The organism is Micromonospora sp. H33 (assembly GCF_052068455.1).
In the GTDB taxonomy this organism is placed as follows: Bacteria; Actinomycetota; Actinomycetes; order Mycobacteriales; family Micromonosporaceae; genus Micromonospora.
Genome location: NZ_JBQHDE010000001.1, coordinates 479,218 through 494,411, shown reverse-complemented (window position 1 = coordinate 494,411; position 15,194 = coordinate 479,218). Strand labels below are relative to the sequence as shown.

The following is a 15,194-nucleotide window of genomic DNA, read 5'->3' as shown; positions in this document are numbered from 1 at the left end:
AGTGCCTGTCAGGCGGCCGTCCGCATGGGGAACAATGGTCGGGTGACCAGGCCCGCCTCCGCTCGTGCCGCCCGTCTCGACCAGGTCTGCGCCGCCGCCGTCGAGCTGGCGCGCGAAGCCATCACCGAGGTCGACCCGTCGGACGTCGGCGACCACATCCACGCCGTCGCCGAGGGCGACCGCCTCGTCACGCACTACTTCGAGTGCCGGTTGGCCGGTTACCGCGGCTGGCGCTGGGCGGTCACCGTCACCCGGGTGCCCCGCAGCCGCAACGTGACGATCTGCGAGACGGTCCTGCTGCCCGGTCCGGACGCGCTGCTCGCCCCCGGCTGGCTGCCCTGGCAGGAGCGGCTCAAGCCGGGCGACCTCGGCCCCGGCGACCTGCTGCCGACCCCGCCGGAGGACGAGCGGCTCCAGCCGGGCTACGTGCTCTCCGACGACCCGGCGGTCGAGGAGACGGCGTGGGAGCTGGGCCTCGGCCGGGCGCGGGTGATGTCCCGGGAGGGGCGCAGTGAGGCCGCCCAGCGGTGGTACGAGGGCGACCACGGCCCGGCCGCGCCGATCTCCGCCGCGGCCCCCGCCGCCGCCCGCTGCGGCACGTGCGGCTTCTACCTGCCGCTGGCCGGTTCCCTGCGGCCGGCCTTCGGGGCCTGCGGCAACTTCTTCGCGCCAGACGACGGCCGGGTGGTGAGCGTCGACCACGGCTGCGGCGCGCACTCGGAGATCCTGGTCGAGACGCCGGAGACCCCGGTCGAGGAGATGCCGACCGTCTACGACGACAGCGCGGTCGAGGCCGTCTCGGTCAGCCGGGCGCACGGGTCGGTGGAGGCCTCCGAGCCGGCGGAGCCGTACGGGCACCCGTGAGGTGACCGGCCGGCCCGGGTCAGTGGCCGGCGCGGCGGCGGCGACGGTTCGTGTCGTGCCGCATCATCACGGCGAGACCGGGGAACCCCCACAGAAAGCCGGCCAGGCATGTCCAGAGCCAGTTCTCGTGCCCGTTCTCGACCAGCCGGTCGCGGAAGAGCAGCAGCACGAGCCCGGCGACCGCCCAGGCGGCCATCCCGGCGAGGGCGAACGGCACCATCGGCGGGTCGAGCGGCTCGGGGCGCGGTGGCTGCTCCTTCGGCACGCGGCAAGCGTACGGGATGAACTTTCCCGCCCGGCCGGTGATCTGGGACGATGCGGCGCGACAACGGAAGATCACCTGCGAGGACCTGATGGCAGTAGCCCCGCCCGACAACGGCACACCGTCCGCAGAGCCGCGGAACGGTTTCGACCGCTACTTCGAGATCTCCGCCCGTGGCTCGACGATGAGTCGCGAGGTCCGTGGTGGCCTGGCCACCTTCTTCACGATGGCGTACATCGTCGTGCTCAACCCGCTCATCCTCGGCGCCGCCGTCGACGGTGACGGCCAGAAGCTGCCGATCCCCGCCCTCGCCGCGGCGACCGCCCTGGTCGCCGGGCTGATGACGATCCTCATGGGCGTGGTCGGCCGGTTCCCGCTGGCGCTCGCCGCCGGCCTCGGCGTCAACGCGCTGGTCGCGTACGAGATCGCACCGGAGATGACCTGGGCGGACGCGATGGGTCTGGTGGTGATCGAGGGTGTGATCATCGCGGTGCTGGTGCTCACCGGTCTGCGTACGGCGGTGTTCCGCTCGGTGCCCACGCAGATGAAGACCGCGATCGGCGTCGGCATCGGCCTCTTCCTGACCATCATCGGCCTGGTCGACGCGGGCTTCGTGCGGCGGATCCCGGACGCGGCGAACACGACCGTGCCGGTCGGCCTGGGCATCGGCGGCAAGCTGGTCAGCTGGCCGATGCTGGTCTTCGTGGTGGGTCTGCTGCTGACCCTGGTGCTGGTGGTACGCCGGGTCAAGGGCGCGATCCTGATCGGCATCCTGGCCTCGACCGCGCTGGCGATGGTGGTCGAGGCGTTGGGGAACATCGGCCCGTCCTTCGTGAACGGCGTGTCGAACCCCAAGGGCTGGGCGCTGAACGTGCCGGAGCTGCCGAGCAGGATCGTGGACGCGCCGGACCTGTCGCTGCTCGGCAATTTCAACGTGCTCGACTCGTGGAGCCGCGCCGGCTGGCTGGTCGTGCTGATGTTCGTCTTCACCCTGCTCATCACCGACTTCTTCGACACGATGGGCACGATGGTCGCGGTCGGCCAGGAGGGGAGCATGCTCGACGAGCGGGGCACCCCGCCGCGGGCCAAGGAGATCCTGCTGGTCGACTCGATCGCCGCGGCCGGTGGTGGTGCGGCGAGCGTGTCCAGCAACACGTCGTACATCGAGAGCGCCGCGGGTGTCGCGGAGGGCGCCCGGACGGGCGCGGCCAACCTGGTCACCGGCGTGTTGTTCCTGCTGGCGATGTTCCTCGCGCCGCTGGTGGTGGTCGTGCCGTTCGAGGCGGCGTCGACCGCGCTCGTGGTGGTCGGCTTCCTGATGATGACGGCGGTCCGGACGATCGACTGGACGGACTACGAGATCGCGATCCCCGCGTTCCTCACGATCGTGCTGATGCCGTTCACGTACTCGATCTCCAACGGCATCGGCGCCGGCCTGATCACGTACGTGGTGGTGAAGCTCGCCAAGGGCAAGGCGCGGGAGCTTCACCCGCTGCTCTACGGCGTCGCGGCCCTGTTCGTGCTGTACTTCCTGCGCGGGCCCATCGAGTCCGTGCTGCTGTGACGTCTCGCTCCGGGCCGGGCCTCCGAACTGGATTCCCGGCCCGGAGCAGGACAAACCTCCCCGTGAGCATGGTCATATCGCATGTCGTTAGCCAGGCTCATTAGTTAGGCTAACTATCGTGACGGAGCGGACGGTGACGGCGAAGAGCATGCCACCGGCGCAACTGGCGGTTCAGTTGCGTGATGCGATCACCCGGCTCAACCGGCGGGTCCGCCAGGCCCGGCCGGTCGGCGACCTCACGGTCACCCAGCTCTCCGCGCTCACCAGCCTCCGGCTGGCGGGCGCGCTGACGCCCCGGGAGCTGGCCGACGTCGAGCGGGTCCAGCCACCGACGATGACGAAGATCGTCGCGAAGCTGGAGGAGCGTGGCCTCGTGCAGCGCACCCCTCACCCGACCGACGGCCGGCAGGTGATCCTTGCGGCGACCGAGGGGGGCCGGGCGGTGCTCGACCAGTTCGAGCGCGCCCGGGACGAGTGGCTGGCCCACCGGCTGGCCGAACTGGGCGAGGAGGAACGGGACACGCTGCGCCAGGCGGCGGAGATCCTGCACCAGCTTGCCCGCGCCTGAGGCTTTCGAGCCACCCGCGACCGCGCCGTCCGACGGTGATGACGCGTACGCGAGGGAGGCGCACCTAGAGTGCAGTCGAAGCTGAGCACGATGTTCCAGTCCCTACAGGTCCGCAACTACCGGCTCTTCACATCCGGGCAGCTGATCAAGCTGATCGGCGTCTGGATGATGTTCATCGCCCAGGACTGGCTCGTCCTCGAGCTCTCCGACAACTCGGCCACCGCCCTCGGCATCGTCACGGCCCTCCAGTTCACCCCGGTCCTGCTGCTCACGCTTCTCTCCGGCCGGCTCGCCGACCGGTACGACAAGCGCGTGCTGCTCTTCGTCGCCAACGCGTTCTGGACCGTGCTCTCGCTGGCGATGAGCCTGCTGGTGCTCACGGGGTTGGTGGAACTCTGGCACGTCTTCGCCTTCGCCGCCGCGCTCGGCGTCGCCAACGCGGTGGAGACGCCGGTCCGGCAGGCCTTCGTGTCCGAGCTCGTTGGAACGCGGCTGCTGCCGAACGCACTCTCGCTCAACGCGGCGACCTTCAACTCCGCGAGGATCGTCGGCCCGGCCCTCGCCGGTCTGGCCATCGCCGCCTTCGACGTCGGACCGGTCTTCCTTGTCACTGCCCTCAGCTCGATCGCCCCGCTGGTGAACGTGGTCCGGATGCGTCCGGCCGAGCTGCACCGCGAGGCACTACTGCCCCGCGAGGAGCGGGCGTCGGCCAAGGTCGTCGACGGGCTGCGCTATGTCTGGGGCCGCCCCGACCTGCTCCTGCCGATGGTGATGATCCTGGTGATCGCCACCTCGATGTTCAACTTCCAGCTCACCCTCGCCGCGCTGGCCAAGACCGTCTTCAACACCGGCGCCGCGTCGTTCGGCCTGTTCAGCAGCGCCCTCGCGGTGGGCGCGCTGATCGGGGCGCTGGCCGGCACCGGGCGGCGCAGCCGCCCGTCGGTGTGGCTGGTGCTGGGCGCCGCCGTGGGTTGCGGCTCCTTCGGCACGCTGGTCGGGCTCGCTCCCACGTACTGGCTGGTGGTCGTGCTGCTCCTGCCGACCGGGTTCTTCATGGTCTTCTTCGCGCAAGCCTGCAACCAGCGGATCCAGCTCGGCACCGACGCCGCCTTCCGGGGCCGCGTCATGGCGCTGTGGGTGCTGGTGTTCCTCGGCACCAACCCGGTGGGCGCGCCGGTCATCGGCTGGATCGCCGAGACGTACGGCGCCGGCGCGAGCATCTGGATCGGCGGTCTCGTCACCCTGGCCACCGCCCTGCTCGCGCTGGCGTGGCAGCTGCGCCGTTCCGGGGCCCGGCTGCGGTTCCGGATCCTGCCGATGCCCCGCTTCTACGTCACCGAGCGGCTGTGACGGTGCGGATCGGCGAATCCGGTGGCGGGGCGGCAGCGGTCGGCTTAGCGTCGATTCGTGGAACTGGGACGCGCGCTGCTGCTGACCCTGATGGTCGGTGCCGTGGTGTGTCTGCCCGTGGTGATCGCGCTGCTCTTCTGTGCTGACGAGCTGGTCGACCGGCTGGTCTGCGGCTTCGGGGAGTGGCGGGAGCGGCAGCGGGAAAGACGCACCATCGCCCGGCTGGACCGGGCGGTCGAGGCCGACGCGCTCACCCGGGACCTGGACCTGAGCGGGTTCGACCGGCCGGACCGGCGTCCGCTGGAGCAGCTCGCCGCCGACCTGCGCCGCCTCGGCGGCCAGCGGATCGGCGCGGGCGGACGGTCGGCGGTCTGGCACGGCGCGGTGCTCCAGGCGTACGACGAGCGGCTCCGCCGGGCCTGCGCCGCCCTCGGCATCACCGAACACCTCGACGAGCTCACCGGGGTCGACCGTGAGATCGAGCGGGTGCGGGTCGAGGGCGTGCTGCACCGGGCCGGGCTGATCCTGCCCGCCGCCCGGGCCGAGCACCGCCAGCGCCACCGTTGAGAGGCCGGGTTGAGGCTCTTCGCCGCCGTCTACCCGCCGCCCATCGTCGTGGAGCACCTCAGCGCGCAGGTCGCCCTCCTGCGCGTCGGTGCGGCGGCCGCCGGCGGGATCAACGTCCGCCTCGCCGATCCGGCCCACACGCACGTCACGGTCGCCTTCCTCGGTGAGGTGGAGGCGGACCGGCTGACGGCGGTGGAGAGCGCCCTCGGGCTGGCCGCCGAGTGGTCCCGGGACGGGCGGGAGGCCGCACCCCGGCTCCGGCTCGGCGGGGGCGGGAAGTTCGGGCGGGGCCGCTTCACGGTCCTCTGGGTGGACCTGCGCGGCGAGGTCGAAGCGTTGACCGTGCTGGCCCGGCTCATCCGTTCCCGCCTGCGGCACGGCCGCCTCCCGTACGACGAGAGGCCGTTCCGCCCGCACCTGACGATCGCCCGCCCCGGTGACCGGGTGCCCGCGGCCGACGTGGCGGCCGACGTCGAGGCGCTGCACGCGTACGAGGGCCCGGAGTGGCCGGCCAGCGAACTGGTACTGATGCGCAGCAACCCGGGCCCCCGCCCCACCTACGACCGCGTCGCCGCCTGGCCCCTCTGACCGGCGTGGCGCCCTGCGCGCACTTTCACGGAAAGAGGCCCCATCCGTCGCCGGATGGCCACTCTTTCCGTGAAAGTGCGGCGGAATACGTCACCGGGGCCAAGCGCTCACCAGGCCCAGGCCTCGGGGCCGGGGCCGCCGTTGCCCAGCGGCGGGAACAGCTCGTCGAGACGGGTCAGTGTCGCGTCGTCGAGCGCCACGTCGAGGGCGCCGAGGGACCGGTCGAGCTGCTCGACGGTGCGCGGCCCGATGATCGGGGCGGTCACCCCGGGCCGGGTGAGCAGCCAGCCGAGCGCCACGTCCGCCGGGTCGTGCCCCAGGTCGGCGCAGAGCTTCTCGTACGCCTCGATGGTCGGCCGGTGCTCGGCGAGCGCGTCGGCGGCGCGGCCGCTGGTGCCGCGGGCCGCCCCGCCCTCGGCCATCTTGCGCAGCACACCGGCGAGCAGCCCGCCGTGCAGCGGCGACCACGGGATGATGCCGAGGCCGTGGTGCTGTGCGGCCGGGACGACCTCCAGCTCGACGTGCCGGGTGAGGAGGTTGTAGATGCACTGCTCGGAGACGAGGCCGAGGAAGTTCCGCCGGGCGGCCGCCTCCTGCGCGACGGAGATGTGCCAACCGGCGAAGTTGGACGATCCGACGTAGACCACCTTGCCCTGGGCGACCAGGGTCTCCATGGCCTGCCAGATCTCCTCCCACGGCGTGGTCCGGGAGATGTGGTGCATCTGGTAGAGGTCGATGGTGTCGGTCCGCAGCCGGCGCAGCGAGTCCTCACAGGCGCGGATGATGTGCCGGGCGGAGAGGCCCTGCTCGTTGGGCCAGTCGCCCATCTTGCCGTACACCTTGGTGGCCAGCACGACCTTGTCCCGCCGGCCGCCGCCCTGCGCCAGCCAGCGGCCGATGATCTGCTCGGTGACCCCCTCGCCGAGCTTCCAGCCGTACACGTTGGCGGTGTCGAAGAAGTTGATCCCGTGCTCCAGGGCGCGGTCCATGATGGCGAAGCTGTCGGGCTCGTCCGTCTGCGGGCCGAAGTTCATCGTCCCGAGGCAGAGACGGCTGACCGACAGGCCGGTGCGACCCAGGTTCGTGTACTCCATGGAACCCACCCTGCCACGGCCACCGAAGGGTCGCCGCCCCTCGACTGCGGCGGAAGCACCGCCGCAGCCGAGCCGGGTGCAGGGCTTGCTTCACGCATGCTGGCCGGCCTGCGCCGGACCCAGGCGTCGCCCGGCGGCGTTGTCGGGATGTCCGGATACAACACCGGTATCCGGACATCCCTCCGCCTTGCCGGACGACGCCTGGGCCTCGTCTCGGCTCGACCGTCACGCGTGAAGCAAGCCCTAGGAGGACTCGCGGGCCGCCGGGCCGCTGCCGAAGAGCACGTCGTCCCAGCTTGGGAGCCGCTTGCGCGGCTTGCCGGTGTCGGTCGACTCGCCGCCGCCGGTGGCCGCCGACGCGGCCGTCCGGCGCGGCCGCAGCACGGCCAGCGACGGGACGGCCGGGATCTCCTTCGGCGCGTCCGAGTCGTCGTCGAACGCGGAACCGGGGCCGCCGCCGAGCAGTGCCGCCGCCCCGCCGCCGACCGCACGCTGACGCGGCGCGTCCGACCCGGCCAGGGCGGCCGGGGTACGCGGCTCGAGACCGCGGCCGGACGTCCCGCCCAGCGGCCGGTCGAGGGAGGCGAGCAGGGCGTCCCGGCCGGCGCGGATCGGGTCGCGGCCCGGGCGGGCGTGCTCGGCCGGTGCCGGCAGGCCGTGCCCGCCCCGGCTCGGCTCGCCGCGCGACGGGCCGGGCAGCGCGTGGCCGCCGCGCTCGGGCGCCGGCTCCTGGCCGAGGATCGGCGTCGGGCGCTCGGCGCACAGGTACTGCGCCATGTCGTCGTGCGGCGTGACCGCCTGGCGGGTCTTGTCCAGATCCCAGACGGCCTGGGCGGTGGCCTTGCCGGACGGCCAGGTGGCCACGATCCGCCAGGTGCCGTCGTCGCGACGCCACGCGTCCCACGAGATCTTCTCGGTGTCGATCCCGTGCTGGGCCAGGCGACCGTTGACCACCTCGGCGAGCGGGGTGGGCTTGTCCGCGCCCTTGAGGCGGGTGCGGCGGGCGTGCTGCGCGAGCATCGCCCGCTCCTGGAGCACCGGGCCGGCGTAGCGCAGCACCCGGTCGACCGGGACGCCGGCGATGCGGGCCACGTCCTCAGCGGACTCACCCGAGCGGATCCGTGCCTGGATGTCGCGCGGGGACAGGGAGGGCGCCGGTTCGGCGGCGGGGGCCGGGGCCACCGCGAGCGGCGGGGCACCGGGCTCGGTGTGCAGCACGGTGGCGACTCGCTCGTCGATGGGCAGGGCGAGCAGTCGCCCCACCTCGTCGGCGAGCACCAGGGCCTGGCCGTCCTCGGAGAGGGCGACGAAGCGTACTGGGCGCATAGCGTTGCCTCCGTCCCGCTTCGCTGGCCGCACGCCACAGGATCGGCCACCCGGGCGTCTCGCACTACCGTACGCTCATCTGCCCGGAGGTTGGGGATGCGACACTCGCATGTCGTGATTGAGCTGCGGTGATGGTCACGGTGGGTGGCTGACGTGGCCACCCACCGTGACGATCGTCAGAGTCGCTCGGCGACGTAGTCGATGGACGCGGTCAGCGCCTCGACGTCGGCCGGCTCGACGGCCGGGAAGAGCGCGATCCGCAGCTGGTTGCGGCCGAGCTTCCGGTAGGGCTCGGTGTCCACGATGCCGTTGGCGCGCAGCGCCTTCGCGATCGCGGTGGCGTCCACCTCGTCGGCGAAGTCGATCGTGGCGACCACGTTGGACCGCAGCGCCGGGTCGGCGACGAACGGGGTCGCCACCGCCGAGCGCTCCGCCCAGCCGTACACGATGCTCGCGCTCTCCGCGGTGCGCTTGGCCGCCCAGGCCAGACCGCCCTGCGAGTTCATCCAGTCGGTCTGCTCCGCGGCCAGGAAGATCGTCGCCAGGGCCGGCGTGTTGTACGTCTGCTCCAGCCGCGAGTTGTCGATCGCGGTCACCAGGTCGAGGAAGGCCGGGATGTAACGCCCGGACGCCTTGATCTCGGCGGCCCGGTTCAGCGCGGCCGGTGACATCAGGGCGAGCCAGAGGCCGCCGTCGGAGCCGAAGCACTTCTGCGGGGCGAAGTAGTAGACGTCGGTCTCGCCGACGTTGACCTCCAGCCCGCCGGCGCCGGAGGTGGCGTCGACCAGGAGCAGCGAACCCTCGTCCGCGCCCGGGACCCGGCTGATCGGCACCGCGACGCCGGTCGAGGTCTCGTTGTGCGGGGTGGCGTAGACATCGACCCCGGCCTCGGCCACCAGCGTGGGGGCGGTGCCCGCCTCCGACTTGCGGATCGTGGGCTCCCCGAGGAACGGCGCGTCCTTGACGGCCTTGGCGAACTTGGCGCCGAACTCGCCGAAGCTCGCGAACTGGGCCCGCTCCCGGATCAGGCCGAACGTCGCGACCTCCCAGAACGCGGTGGTGCCGCCGTTGCCGAGGACGACCTCGTAGCCCTCCGGCAGGGAGAAGAACTCGGCGATGCCCCGGCGCAGCCGCGCGACCTGGTCGCGGACCGTCTTCTGCCGGTGCGAGGTGCCGAGGTAGCTGGTCGCCACGTCGGCGAGGGCGGAGACCGCCGCCGGACGGACCTTGGACGGCCCGCAGCCGAACCGCCCGTCGGCGGGCTTGATGTCGTCGGGAATCCGGATGGTCGGTGCGTCAGCCACGGTGTTGGAGATCCTTCCGCATGGGCGTGGGCGGGCCCGTTCTACGCCGGGCGCGGATCGACGGCGGACGCGCGCTCGGGCGCACGGCGCGGCCGGGTTCCGAGCCCGGTCCGGCGACACTGCCGGCCCCCATCCTTCCACCCGCCGCCGGTCGGCCGGCGGCCGGTCCCACCAGCGGTGTTGAGGCGTACGCCACAGCGCGCACCGGGTACCCCGAAGGCCCCGACCGCGTGGGCGGTCGGGGCCTTCGTAGACGTGTTAACAGGGGACCCTTCCTATACCGGAGGCGTTAAGAAGGGGCCCTTCCTTCTCAGACGCCGTGGGGGACCAGGTCCCAGCCCTCGACCTCGTGCGGCTTGCGCGGGCTGGGGCCCACGTAGCGGGCGGAGGGGCGGACGAGCCGCTGGAGCTTCTTCTGCTCCAGGATGTGGGCGCTCCAGCCACCCATCCGGGCGCAGGTGAACATCGAGGTGAACATGTGCGCGGGCACCTCGGCGAAGTCCAGCACGACGGCCGACCAGAACTCGACGTTGGTGGCGAGCACCCGGTCCGGGCGGCGGGCCTGGAGCTCCGCCAGGGCGGCCTTCTCCAGCGCCTCGGCGATCTCGAAGCGGGGCGCGCCCAGCTCCTTCGCCGTACGGCGGAGCACGCGGGCGCGCGGGTCCTCGGCGCGGTAGACGCGGTGGCCGAAGCCCATCAGCCGCTCGCCCCGGTCGAGGACGCCCTTGACGTACCCCTCGGCGTCGCCGCTGCGCTCGACGGCCTCCAGCATGCTGAGCACCCGCGACGGGGCGCCGCCGTGCAGCGGCCCGGAGAGCGCGCCGATGCCGGAGGAGATGCAGGCCGCCGCGTCGGCGCCGGTGGAGGCGACGATCCGGGCGGTGAAGGTGGAGGCGTTCAGGCCGTGCTCGGCGGCCGAGATGAAGTACGCGTCGACGGCCTTGACGTGCCGCGGGTCGGGCTCACCCCGCCAGCGCTTCATGAACCGCTCGACGATGGTGGACGCCTTGTCGATCTCCTTCTGCGGCACCGCCGGCAGCCCGAGGCCACGGGCGGACTGGGCGACGAAGGAGAGCGCGGTCACCGACACCCGGGCCAGGTCCTCGCGGGCCTGCTCGTCGGAGATGTCGAGAAGCTGGTTGAGCCCCCAGTACGGGGCGAGCATCGCCACCGCGGACTGCACGTCGACGCGGATGTCACCGGAGTGCACCGGCACCGGGAACGGCTCGGCCGGCGGCAGGCCCGGGCCGAAGCGCCCGTCCACCAGCAGCGCCCACACGTTGCCGAACGAGATCTGGCCGATGAGATCCTCGATGTCGACACCGCGATAGCGCAGCGCGCCGCCCTCACGGTCGGGTTCGGCGATCTCGGTCTCGAAGGCTACGACGCCCTCCAGTCCGGGTTTGAAATCGGCCATGTCGCTCTCCTGGATCTGCTCGGTGCGCCAGCCCGGGGCTCCGGTCCCGGCCCAGCCGGGCGAGCGCCTTAGGCGACCCTCAGGGATGTGTTCGTGTCATCTTGCCTGCTGGTTACGGAAGTGCGCGACCCGCGACCGCTGTGCTACACGCGACATCCTCCCAAGGGTGCGGAGCGGGCGCGTCGGTGAGACTGTCCCATGGGCGCTGGCCTGCGCGGCCGGGCGGTGACCGGCCGGACGGGGAGGGGAGACGACGTGACGGGCGACACAGTGCCGCCGGCGGGCATGCGTAACGAGTACACGGCGGACCTGGGCCTGATCGAGGCGGACCTGGCCGGTGACTGGCACACGCAGTTCGACCGGTGGTTCGCCGACGCGGTCGCGGCCGGGCTGCCCGAGCCGAACGCGATGGTGCTCGGCACGGCCGACGCCGAGGGCCGGCCGAGCGGCCGGACGGTGTTGCTCAAGGGGTACGACCCGGACGGCTTCGTCCTGTTCACCAACTACGGGTCGCGCAAGGGCGCCGAACTGACCGCGAACCCGTACGCCAGCCTGGTCTTCCCGTGGTTCGCGATGCAGCGCCAGGTGGTCGTGACGGGCCGGGCGGAGCTGCTCGACCGGGCGGAGACCGAGGCGTACTTCGCCAGCCGGCCGCGCGGCTCCCAGCTCGGCGCGTGGGCCAGCGACCAGTCCCGGGTGCTTCCCGACCGGGCGGCGCTGGACGACGCGTACCGGGCGGTGGCGGAGCGGTTCGCCGACGTCGAGCCGATCCCTGCCCCGCCGCACTGGGGCGGGCTGCGGATCCGCCCGGACGGCGTGGAGTTCTGGCAGGGGCGGGCGAGCCGGCTGCACGACCGGCTGCGGTTCCGGCGTACCGACGCCGGCTGGGTCGTCGAGCGGCTGGCACCGTGACCGGGGTGCGGGAGGCCCGGCCGCGCGGAGCGCGCCGCTGGGCGATCGACCTGCGCCCGCTGGGGGTGCCGGCGTTCCGCCGGATGTGGCTCGGCAACACGATGGCGATGTTCGGCTTCCAGTTCACGGCGGTCGCCGTCCCGGTCGAGATGTTCGCGCTGACCCAGGACTCGCTCTGGGTCGGCCTGCTCGGCGTCGCGGGTTTCGTACCCCTGCTGATCTTCGGGCTCTGGGGCGGCGCGGTGGCCGACGCCCGCGACCGGCGGCGCGTGCTGCTGGGCGGCTCGGCGCTGCTCTGGGCGTCGATGCTCGGCCTGCTGGCGCACGCGCTGTCCGGGGCCGGCAGCCCGGTGCTGCTGCTGGCGCTGGTCACCGTCCACTCGATCGCGTTCGCGATCAGCTCGCCCGCGCGTACCGCGACCCTGCCCCGGCTGCTGCCGGGGGAGCTGGTACCGGCGGGCACCACGCTGAACTACACCACCTTCACGGTGGCCTCGGTGGTCGGCCCGCTCGCCGCCGGCCTGATCTTCGCGGCGTTCGGCACGGAACGCGGGCTGCCGGTCGCGTACGCGGTGGACGCCGTCCTCTTCACCGGCCTGGTCGTCGCGACCCTGCGGCTGCCCGCGATGCCCCCGGAGCCGCCGGCCGACGGCGAGGTCCGGCGGGGCGGGCTGGCCGGCATCGTCGACGGTTTCCGGTACCTCGCCACCACGCCGGTGCTGTTGCTGTCGTTCGCCATCGACCTGATCGCGATGATCCTGGCGATGCCCCGGGCGCTGTTCCCAGAGGTGGCGGAGGAGCGGTTCGGCGGCGGCGCGGCGGTCGGCTGGCTCTTCAGCGCCATCGCGATCGGCGCGATGGTGGGCGGGCTCACCTCGGGCTGGATCGGCCGGATGCGCCGGCAGGGGCTCGGCCTGGTGGTGGCGGTGGTGGGCTGGGGGCTGGCGATCGCGGCGGCCGGGCTGGCGCGGCAGCTCTGGCTGATGGTCCTGCTGCTCGCGGTCGCCGGCGCGGCCGACCTGGTGAGCGCGGTGCTGCGCCAGTCGATGCTGCTGATCTACGCGCCGGACCGGATGCGGGGGCGGCTCCAGGGCGTCAACACGGTGGTCGTCGCGGGCGGCCCGCGCCTGGGCGACCTGCGCGCGGGTGCGACGGCGGCCGGCTTCGGCACCGGAGTGGCCTGGGTCGGCGGCGGCCTGCTCTCCGCCGTTCTCGCGCTCGGACTGGCGCTCGCGTTCCCGGCCCTGGTCCGCTACCGGGCGGCGGCCGCGTCGAGCGGCGAGCGCGGTTGAGCGGTTAAGGTCCCGGCATGGACACCCCCGAGCAGCGTCCGCCCTCGGGCGCACAGTGGACCATCGCCGCCGCCGGCCACGAGGCCGTCATCGTCGAGGTGGGCGGCGGGATCCGGACGTACCGGCACGACGGCGTGGACTACCTCGACGGGTACGCGGCCGACGAGCTCTGCCCCGGCTGCGCCGGGCAGGTGCTCGCGCCCTGGCCGAACCGGATCCGGGACGGGCGGTACACCTTCGGCGACCGGCACCTCCAGCTGTCGATCAGCGAGCCCGAGCGGGACGTGGCCATCCACGGGCTGGTCAACTGGGCGCCATGGCGGCTGCTGGAGCAGTCGGCCGACGCGGTGACGGTCGGGTACGAGCTGCCGCCGACCCCCGGCTACCCCTGGCCCCTCCGGCTGCGCAGCCGGTGGAGCGTCGGCCCCGACGGGCTGCGCGCGGAGCACGAGGTCACCAACACCGGGGCCGAGCCGGCGCCGTTCGGTTTCGCGGTGCACCCGTACCTGCAACTGCCCGGCGTGGCGGTCGACGACCTGACGATGCGGCTGCCGGCCCGGAGCCGCCTGCAGGTGGACGGTCGGCTGCTGCCGATCGCCGTCACGTCGGTGAGCGGCACCGAGTGCGACTGGACCGGGCGGCGCCGCATCGGGCGGGCGACGCTCGACCACACGTTCGGCGACGTGATCCGGGACGACGACGGTGGCTCGGCGGTCGACCTCACCGCTCCGGACGGCGCGGCCGGCGTACGCATCTGGGCCGATCACCAGTTCGGCTGGTGGCAGGTCTTCACCGGCGACTCGCTGACCGGGGAGCGGCACCGGCGGTCGGTGGCGGTGGAGCCGATGACCTGCCCGCCGGACGCGTTCCGCTCCGGCCGGGACCTGATCACACTGAAGCCCGGCGACACCTGGCGGGGTGTCTGGGGCGTCCGGCCAGGGGTCTGAGAGGCGACGGCATGGATTTCGGCGAGGTGGTCCGGCGCCGCCGGATGGTCCGCAACTACGACCCGGACCGGCCGGTCCCGCCGGAGGTGGTGGAGCGCCTGCTCGACCACGCGATCCGGGCGCCCTCGGCCGGGTTCTCCCAGGGCTGGGGCTTCCTGGTGCTGGAGAGCGCCGAGGACCGGGAGCGGTTCTGGACGGCGGCCACCCCGGGCAGCGGCGGCCGGGACCGCTGGCTGAGCGGCATGCGGCGGGCGCCGCTGATCATCGTCCCGCACGCGAACCGGTCGGCGTACCTGGACCGGTACGCGGAGCCGGACAAGGGCTGGGCGGACCGGGCGACCGAGCGCTGGCCGGTGCCGTACTGGTACATCGACACCGGCTTCGCCGCACTGCTGATGCTGCTGACCGCCGTCGACGAGGGTCTGGGGGCGTGTTTCTTCGGCATCCCCCCGCACCGCCTCGACGACTTCCGGTCGGCGTTCGGGGTGCCGGCGGAGTACGAACCGGTCGGCGCCATCACGGTCGGTTACCGCGCCCCGGACCATCGGTCACCGTCCCTGCGTCGTGGACGCCGTCCGGTCGAGGAAGTCGTCCACCGTGGCCGGTGGGGGCTGACCGACTCGGCCGAATCATCCGGTTGAGAAGCGGACGGCCGGTAGCGAAACTGACATCAGGGAGCAGAACGCGGCGTGACGTGGCGGGCTAGGCTGGCACGGTCATCGGCGCCGCTGGTCGCGGCGCCACGCCGCGACCCGGCCCGGTGTCGCGGGTCGGCCCGGTACGGGGAGGGGAGCGTGCCGTCGTGATCTTCAGAGCGGTCCGGGACGGGCGTCCCTACCCCGAGCACAACCTGACGCTCAAGCAGTGGGCCGAGATCCCCCCGCGCCCGCTGCGCCTGGATCAGTTGATCACCACCAAGCGTGAGCTGGCACTGGACAAGCTGCTCGCCGAGGACTCGACCTTCTACGGGGACCTCTTCCCGCACGTGGTGCAGTGGAACGGCGGCCTCTACCTGGAGGACGGCCTGCACCGCGCGCTGCGGGCCGCGTTGCAGCAGCGCAACCAGATCCATGCCCGGGTGCTCGTGCTCTCCGAGGCGGTGGAGTGAGCGGCCCGTCCTGAGCCTTGATTTAAGGTGG

General features: G+C 72.9%; 16 protein-coding genes. 11 read left to right on the top strand and 5 right to left on the bottom strand.

The annotated features are described in order from the left end of the window. The first annotated feature begins 24 nt into the window (after nucleotides 1-24). Nucleotides 25-864 (top strand): DUF3027 domain-containing protein, encoded by an 840-nt coding sequence (locus ACTMS0_RS02325; RefSeq protein ID WP_441153398.1) that lies wholly within the window; start codon nucleotides 25-27, stop codon nucleotides 862-864. A 19-nt stretch (nucleotides 865-883) separates the two neighbouring features. On the opposite strand, the gene ACTMS0_RS02320 is transcribed toward ACTMS0_RS02325, so the two are convergent. After that, entirely contained in the window at nucleotides 884-1,129 is a 246-nt protein-coding gene (locus tag ACTMS0_RS02320; RefSeq protein ID WP_441153397.1) for a DUF2530 domain-containing protein, read from the bottom strand. Between the two features lie 88 nt (nucleotides 1,130-1,217). On the opposite strand from ACTMS0_RS02320, the gene ACTMS0_RS02315 reads away from it, so the two are divergent. The 5 genes from ACTMS0_RS02315 (at nucleotide 1,218) to thpR (ending at nucleotide 5,763) form a co-directional block, all read left to right on the top strand. After that, the gene (locus ACTMS0_RS02315) at nucleotides 1,218-2,690 is read left to right on the top strand and encodes an NCS2 family permease (RefSeq protein ID WP_441153983.1); all 1,473 of its coding nucleotides are present in this window, start codon (nucleotides 1,218-1,220) and stop codon (nucleotides 2,688-2,690) included. A gap of 118 nt (nucleotides 2,691-2,808) precedes the next feature. Continuing rightward, a complete protein-coding gene (locus tag ACTMS0_RS02310) occupies nucleotides 2,809-3,258 on the top strand; it encodes a MarR family winged helix-turn-helix transcriptional regulator (protein WP_441153396.1) in 450 nt (149 codons plus the stop codon). A 69-nt stretch (nucleotides 3,259-3,327) separates the two neighbouring features. Next, nucleotides 3,328-4,608 carry an MFS transporter gene (locus ACTMS0_RS02305; RefSeq protein WP_441153395.1) on the top strand — a complete coding sequence of 427 codons (1,281 nt, stop codon included), beginning with the start codon at nucleotides 3,328-3,330 and terminating at the stop codon, nucleotides 4,606-4,608. Between the two features lie 57 nt (nucleotides 4,609-4,665). After that, nucleotides 4,666-5,175: a hypothetical protein gene (locus ACTMS0_RS02300; protein WP_441153394.1), complete on the top strand. Its 510-nt coding sequence runs from the start codon at nucleotides 4,666-4,668 to the stop codon at nucleotides 5,173-5,175. A gap of 9 nt (nucleotides 5,176-5,184) precedes the next feature. Beyond that, the gene (gene thpR, locus ACTMS0_RS02295) at nucleotides 5,185-5,763 is read left to right on the top strand and encodes an RNA 2',3'-cyclic phosphodiesterase (protein ID WP_441153393.1); all 579 of its coding nucleotides are present in this window, start codon (nucleotides 5,185-5,187) and stop codon (nucleotides 5,761-5,763) included. A 107-nt stretch (nucleotides 5,764-5,870) separates the two neighbouring features. Here thpR and ACTMS0_RS02290 read toward each other — a convergent pair whose 3' ends face one another. The 4 genes from ACTMS0_RS02290 to ACTMS0_RS02275 all read right to left on the bottom strand — a co-directional run bounded on the left by ACTMS0_RS02290 (nucleotide 5,871) and on the right by ACTMS0_RS02275 (nucleotide 10,904). Continuing rightward, a complete protein-coding gene (locus tag ACTMS0_RS02290) occupies nucleotides 5,871-6,857 on the bottom strand; it encodes an aldo/keto reductase (RefSeq protein WP_441153392.1) in 987 nt (328 codons plus the stop codon). Between the two features lie 243 nt (nucleotides 6,858-7,100). After that, a complete protein-coding gene (sepH, locus tag ACTMS0_RS02285; RefSeq protein ID WP_441153391.1) occupies nucleotides 7,101-8,183 on the bottom strand; it encodes a septation protein SepH in 1,083 nt (360 codons plus the stop codon). Between the two features lie 176 nt (nucleotides 8,184-8,359). Next, entirely contained in the window at nucleotides 8,360-9,487 is a 1,128-nt protein-coding gene (serC, locus tag ACTMS0_RS02280) for a phosphoserine transaminase (protein WP_441153390.1), read from the bottom strand. A 310-nt stretch (nucleotides 9,488-9,797) separates the two neighbouring features. After that, a complete protein-coding gene (locus ACTMS0_RS02275; protein WP_441153389.1) occupies nucleotides 9,798-10,904 on the bottom strand; it encodes a citrate synthase 2 in 1,107 nt (368 codons plus the stop codon). Between the two features lie 285 nt (nucleotides 10,905-11,189). Between ACTMS0_RS02275 and pdxH the strand changes: the two genes are divergently transcribed. From pdxH to ACTMS0_RS02250, 5 genes are all read left to right on the top strand, one after another. Beyond that, nucleotides 11,190-11,816: a pyridoxamine 5'-phosphate oxidase gene (gene pdxH, locus ACTMS0_RS02270; protein ID WP_441153982.1), complete on the top strand. Its 627-nt coding sequence runs from the start codon at nucleotides 11,190-11,192 to the stop codon at nucleotides 11,814-11,816. Further along, nucleotides 11,813-13,108 (top strand): MFS transporter, encoded by a 1,296-nt coding sequence (locus tag ACTMS0_RS02265; RefSeq protein WP_441153388.1) that lies wholly within the window; start codon nucleotides 11,813-11,815, stop codon nucleotides 13,106-13,108. The genes pdxH and ACTMS0_RS02265 overlap by 4 nt, the downstream gene beginning before the upstream one ends. A 17-nt stretch (nucleotides 13,109-13,125) precedes the next feature. Further along, on the top strand, nucleotides 13,126-14,055 hold the full coding sequence (locus tag ACTMS0_RS02260; protein ID WP_441153387.1) for an aldose 1-epimerase family protein: 930 nt from the start codon (nucleotides 13,126-13,128) through the stop codon (nucleotides 14,053-14,055). An 11-nt stretch (nucleotides 14,056-14,066) separates the two neighbouring features. Further along, on the top strand, nucleotides 14,067-14,696 hold the full coding sequence (locus ACTMS0_RS02255) for a nitroreductase family protein (RefSeq protein ID WP_441153386.1): 630 nt from the start codon (nucleotides 14,067-14,069) through the stop codon (nucleotides 14,694-14,696). Nucleotides 14,697-14,857: 161 nt separating this feature from the next. Next, the gene (locus ACTMS0_RS02250; RefSeq protein ID WP_091593012.1) at nucleotides 14,858-15,163 is read left to right on the top strand and encodes a type II toxin-antitoxin system VapB family antitoxin; all 306 of its coding nucleotides are present in this window, start codon (nucleotides 14,858-14,860) and stop codon (nucleotides 15,161-15,163) included. Nucleotides 15,164-15,194: the final 31 nt, after the last annotated feature.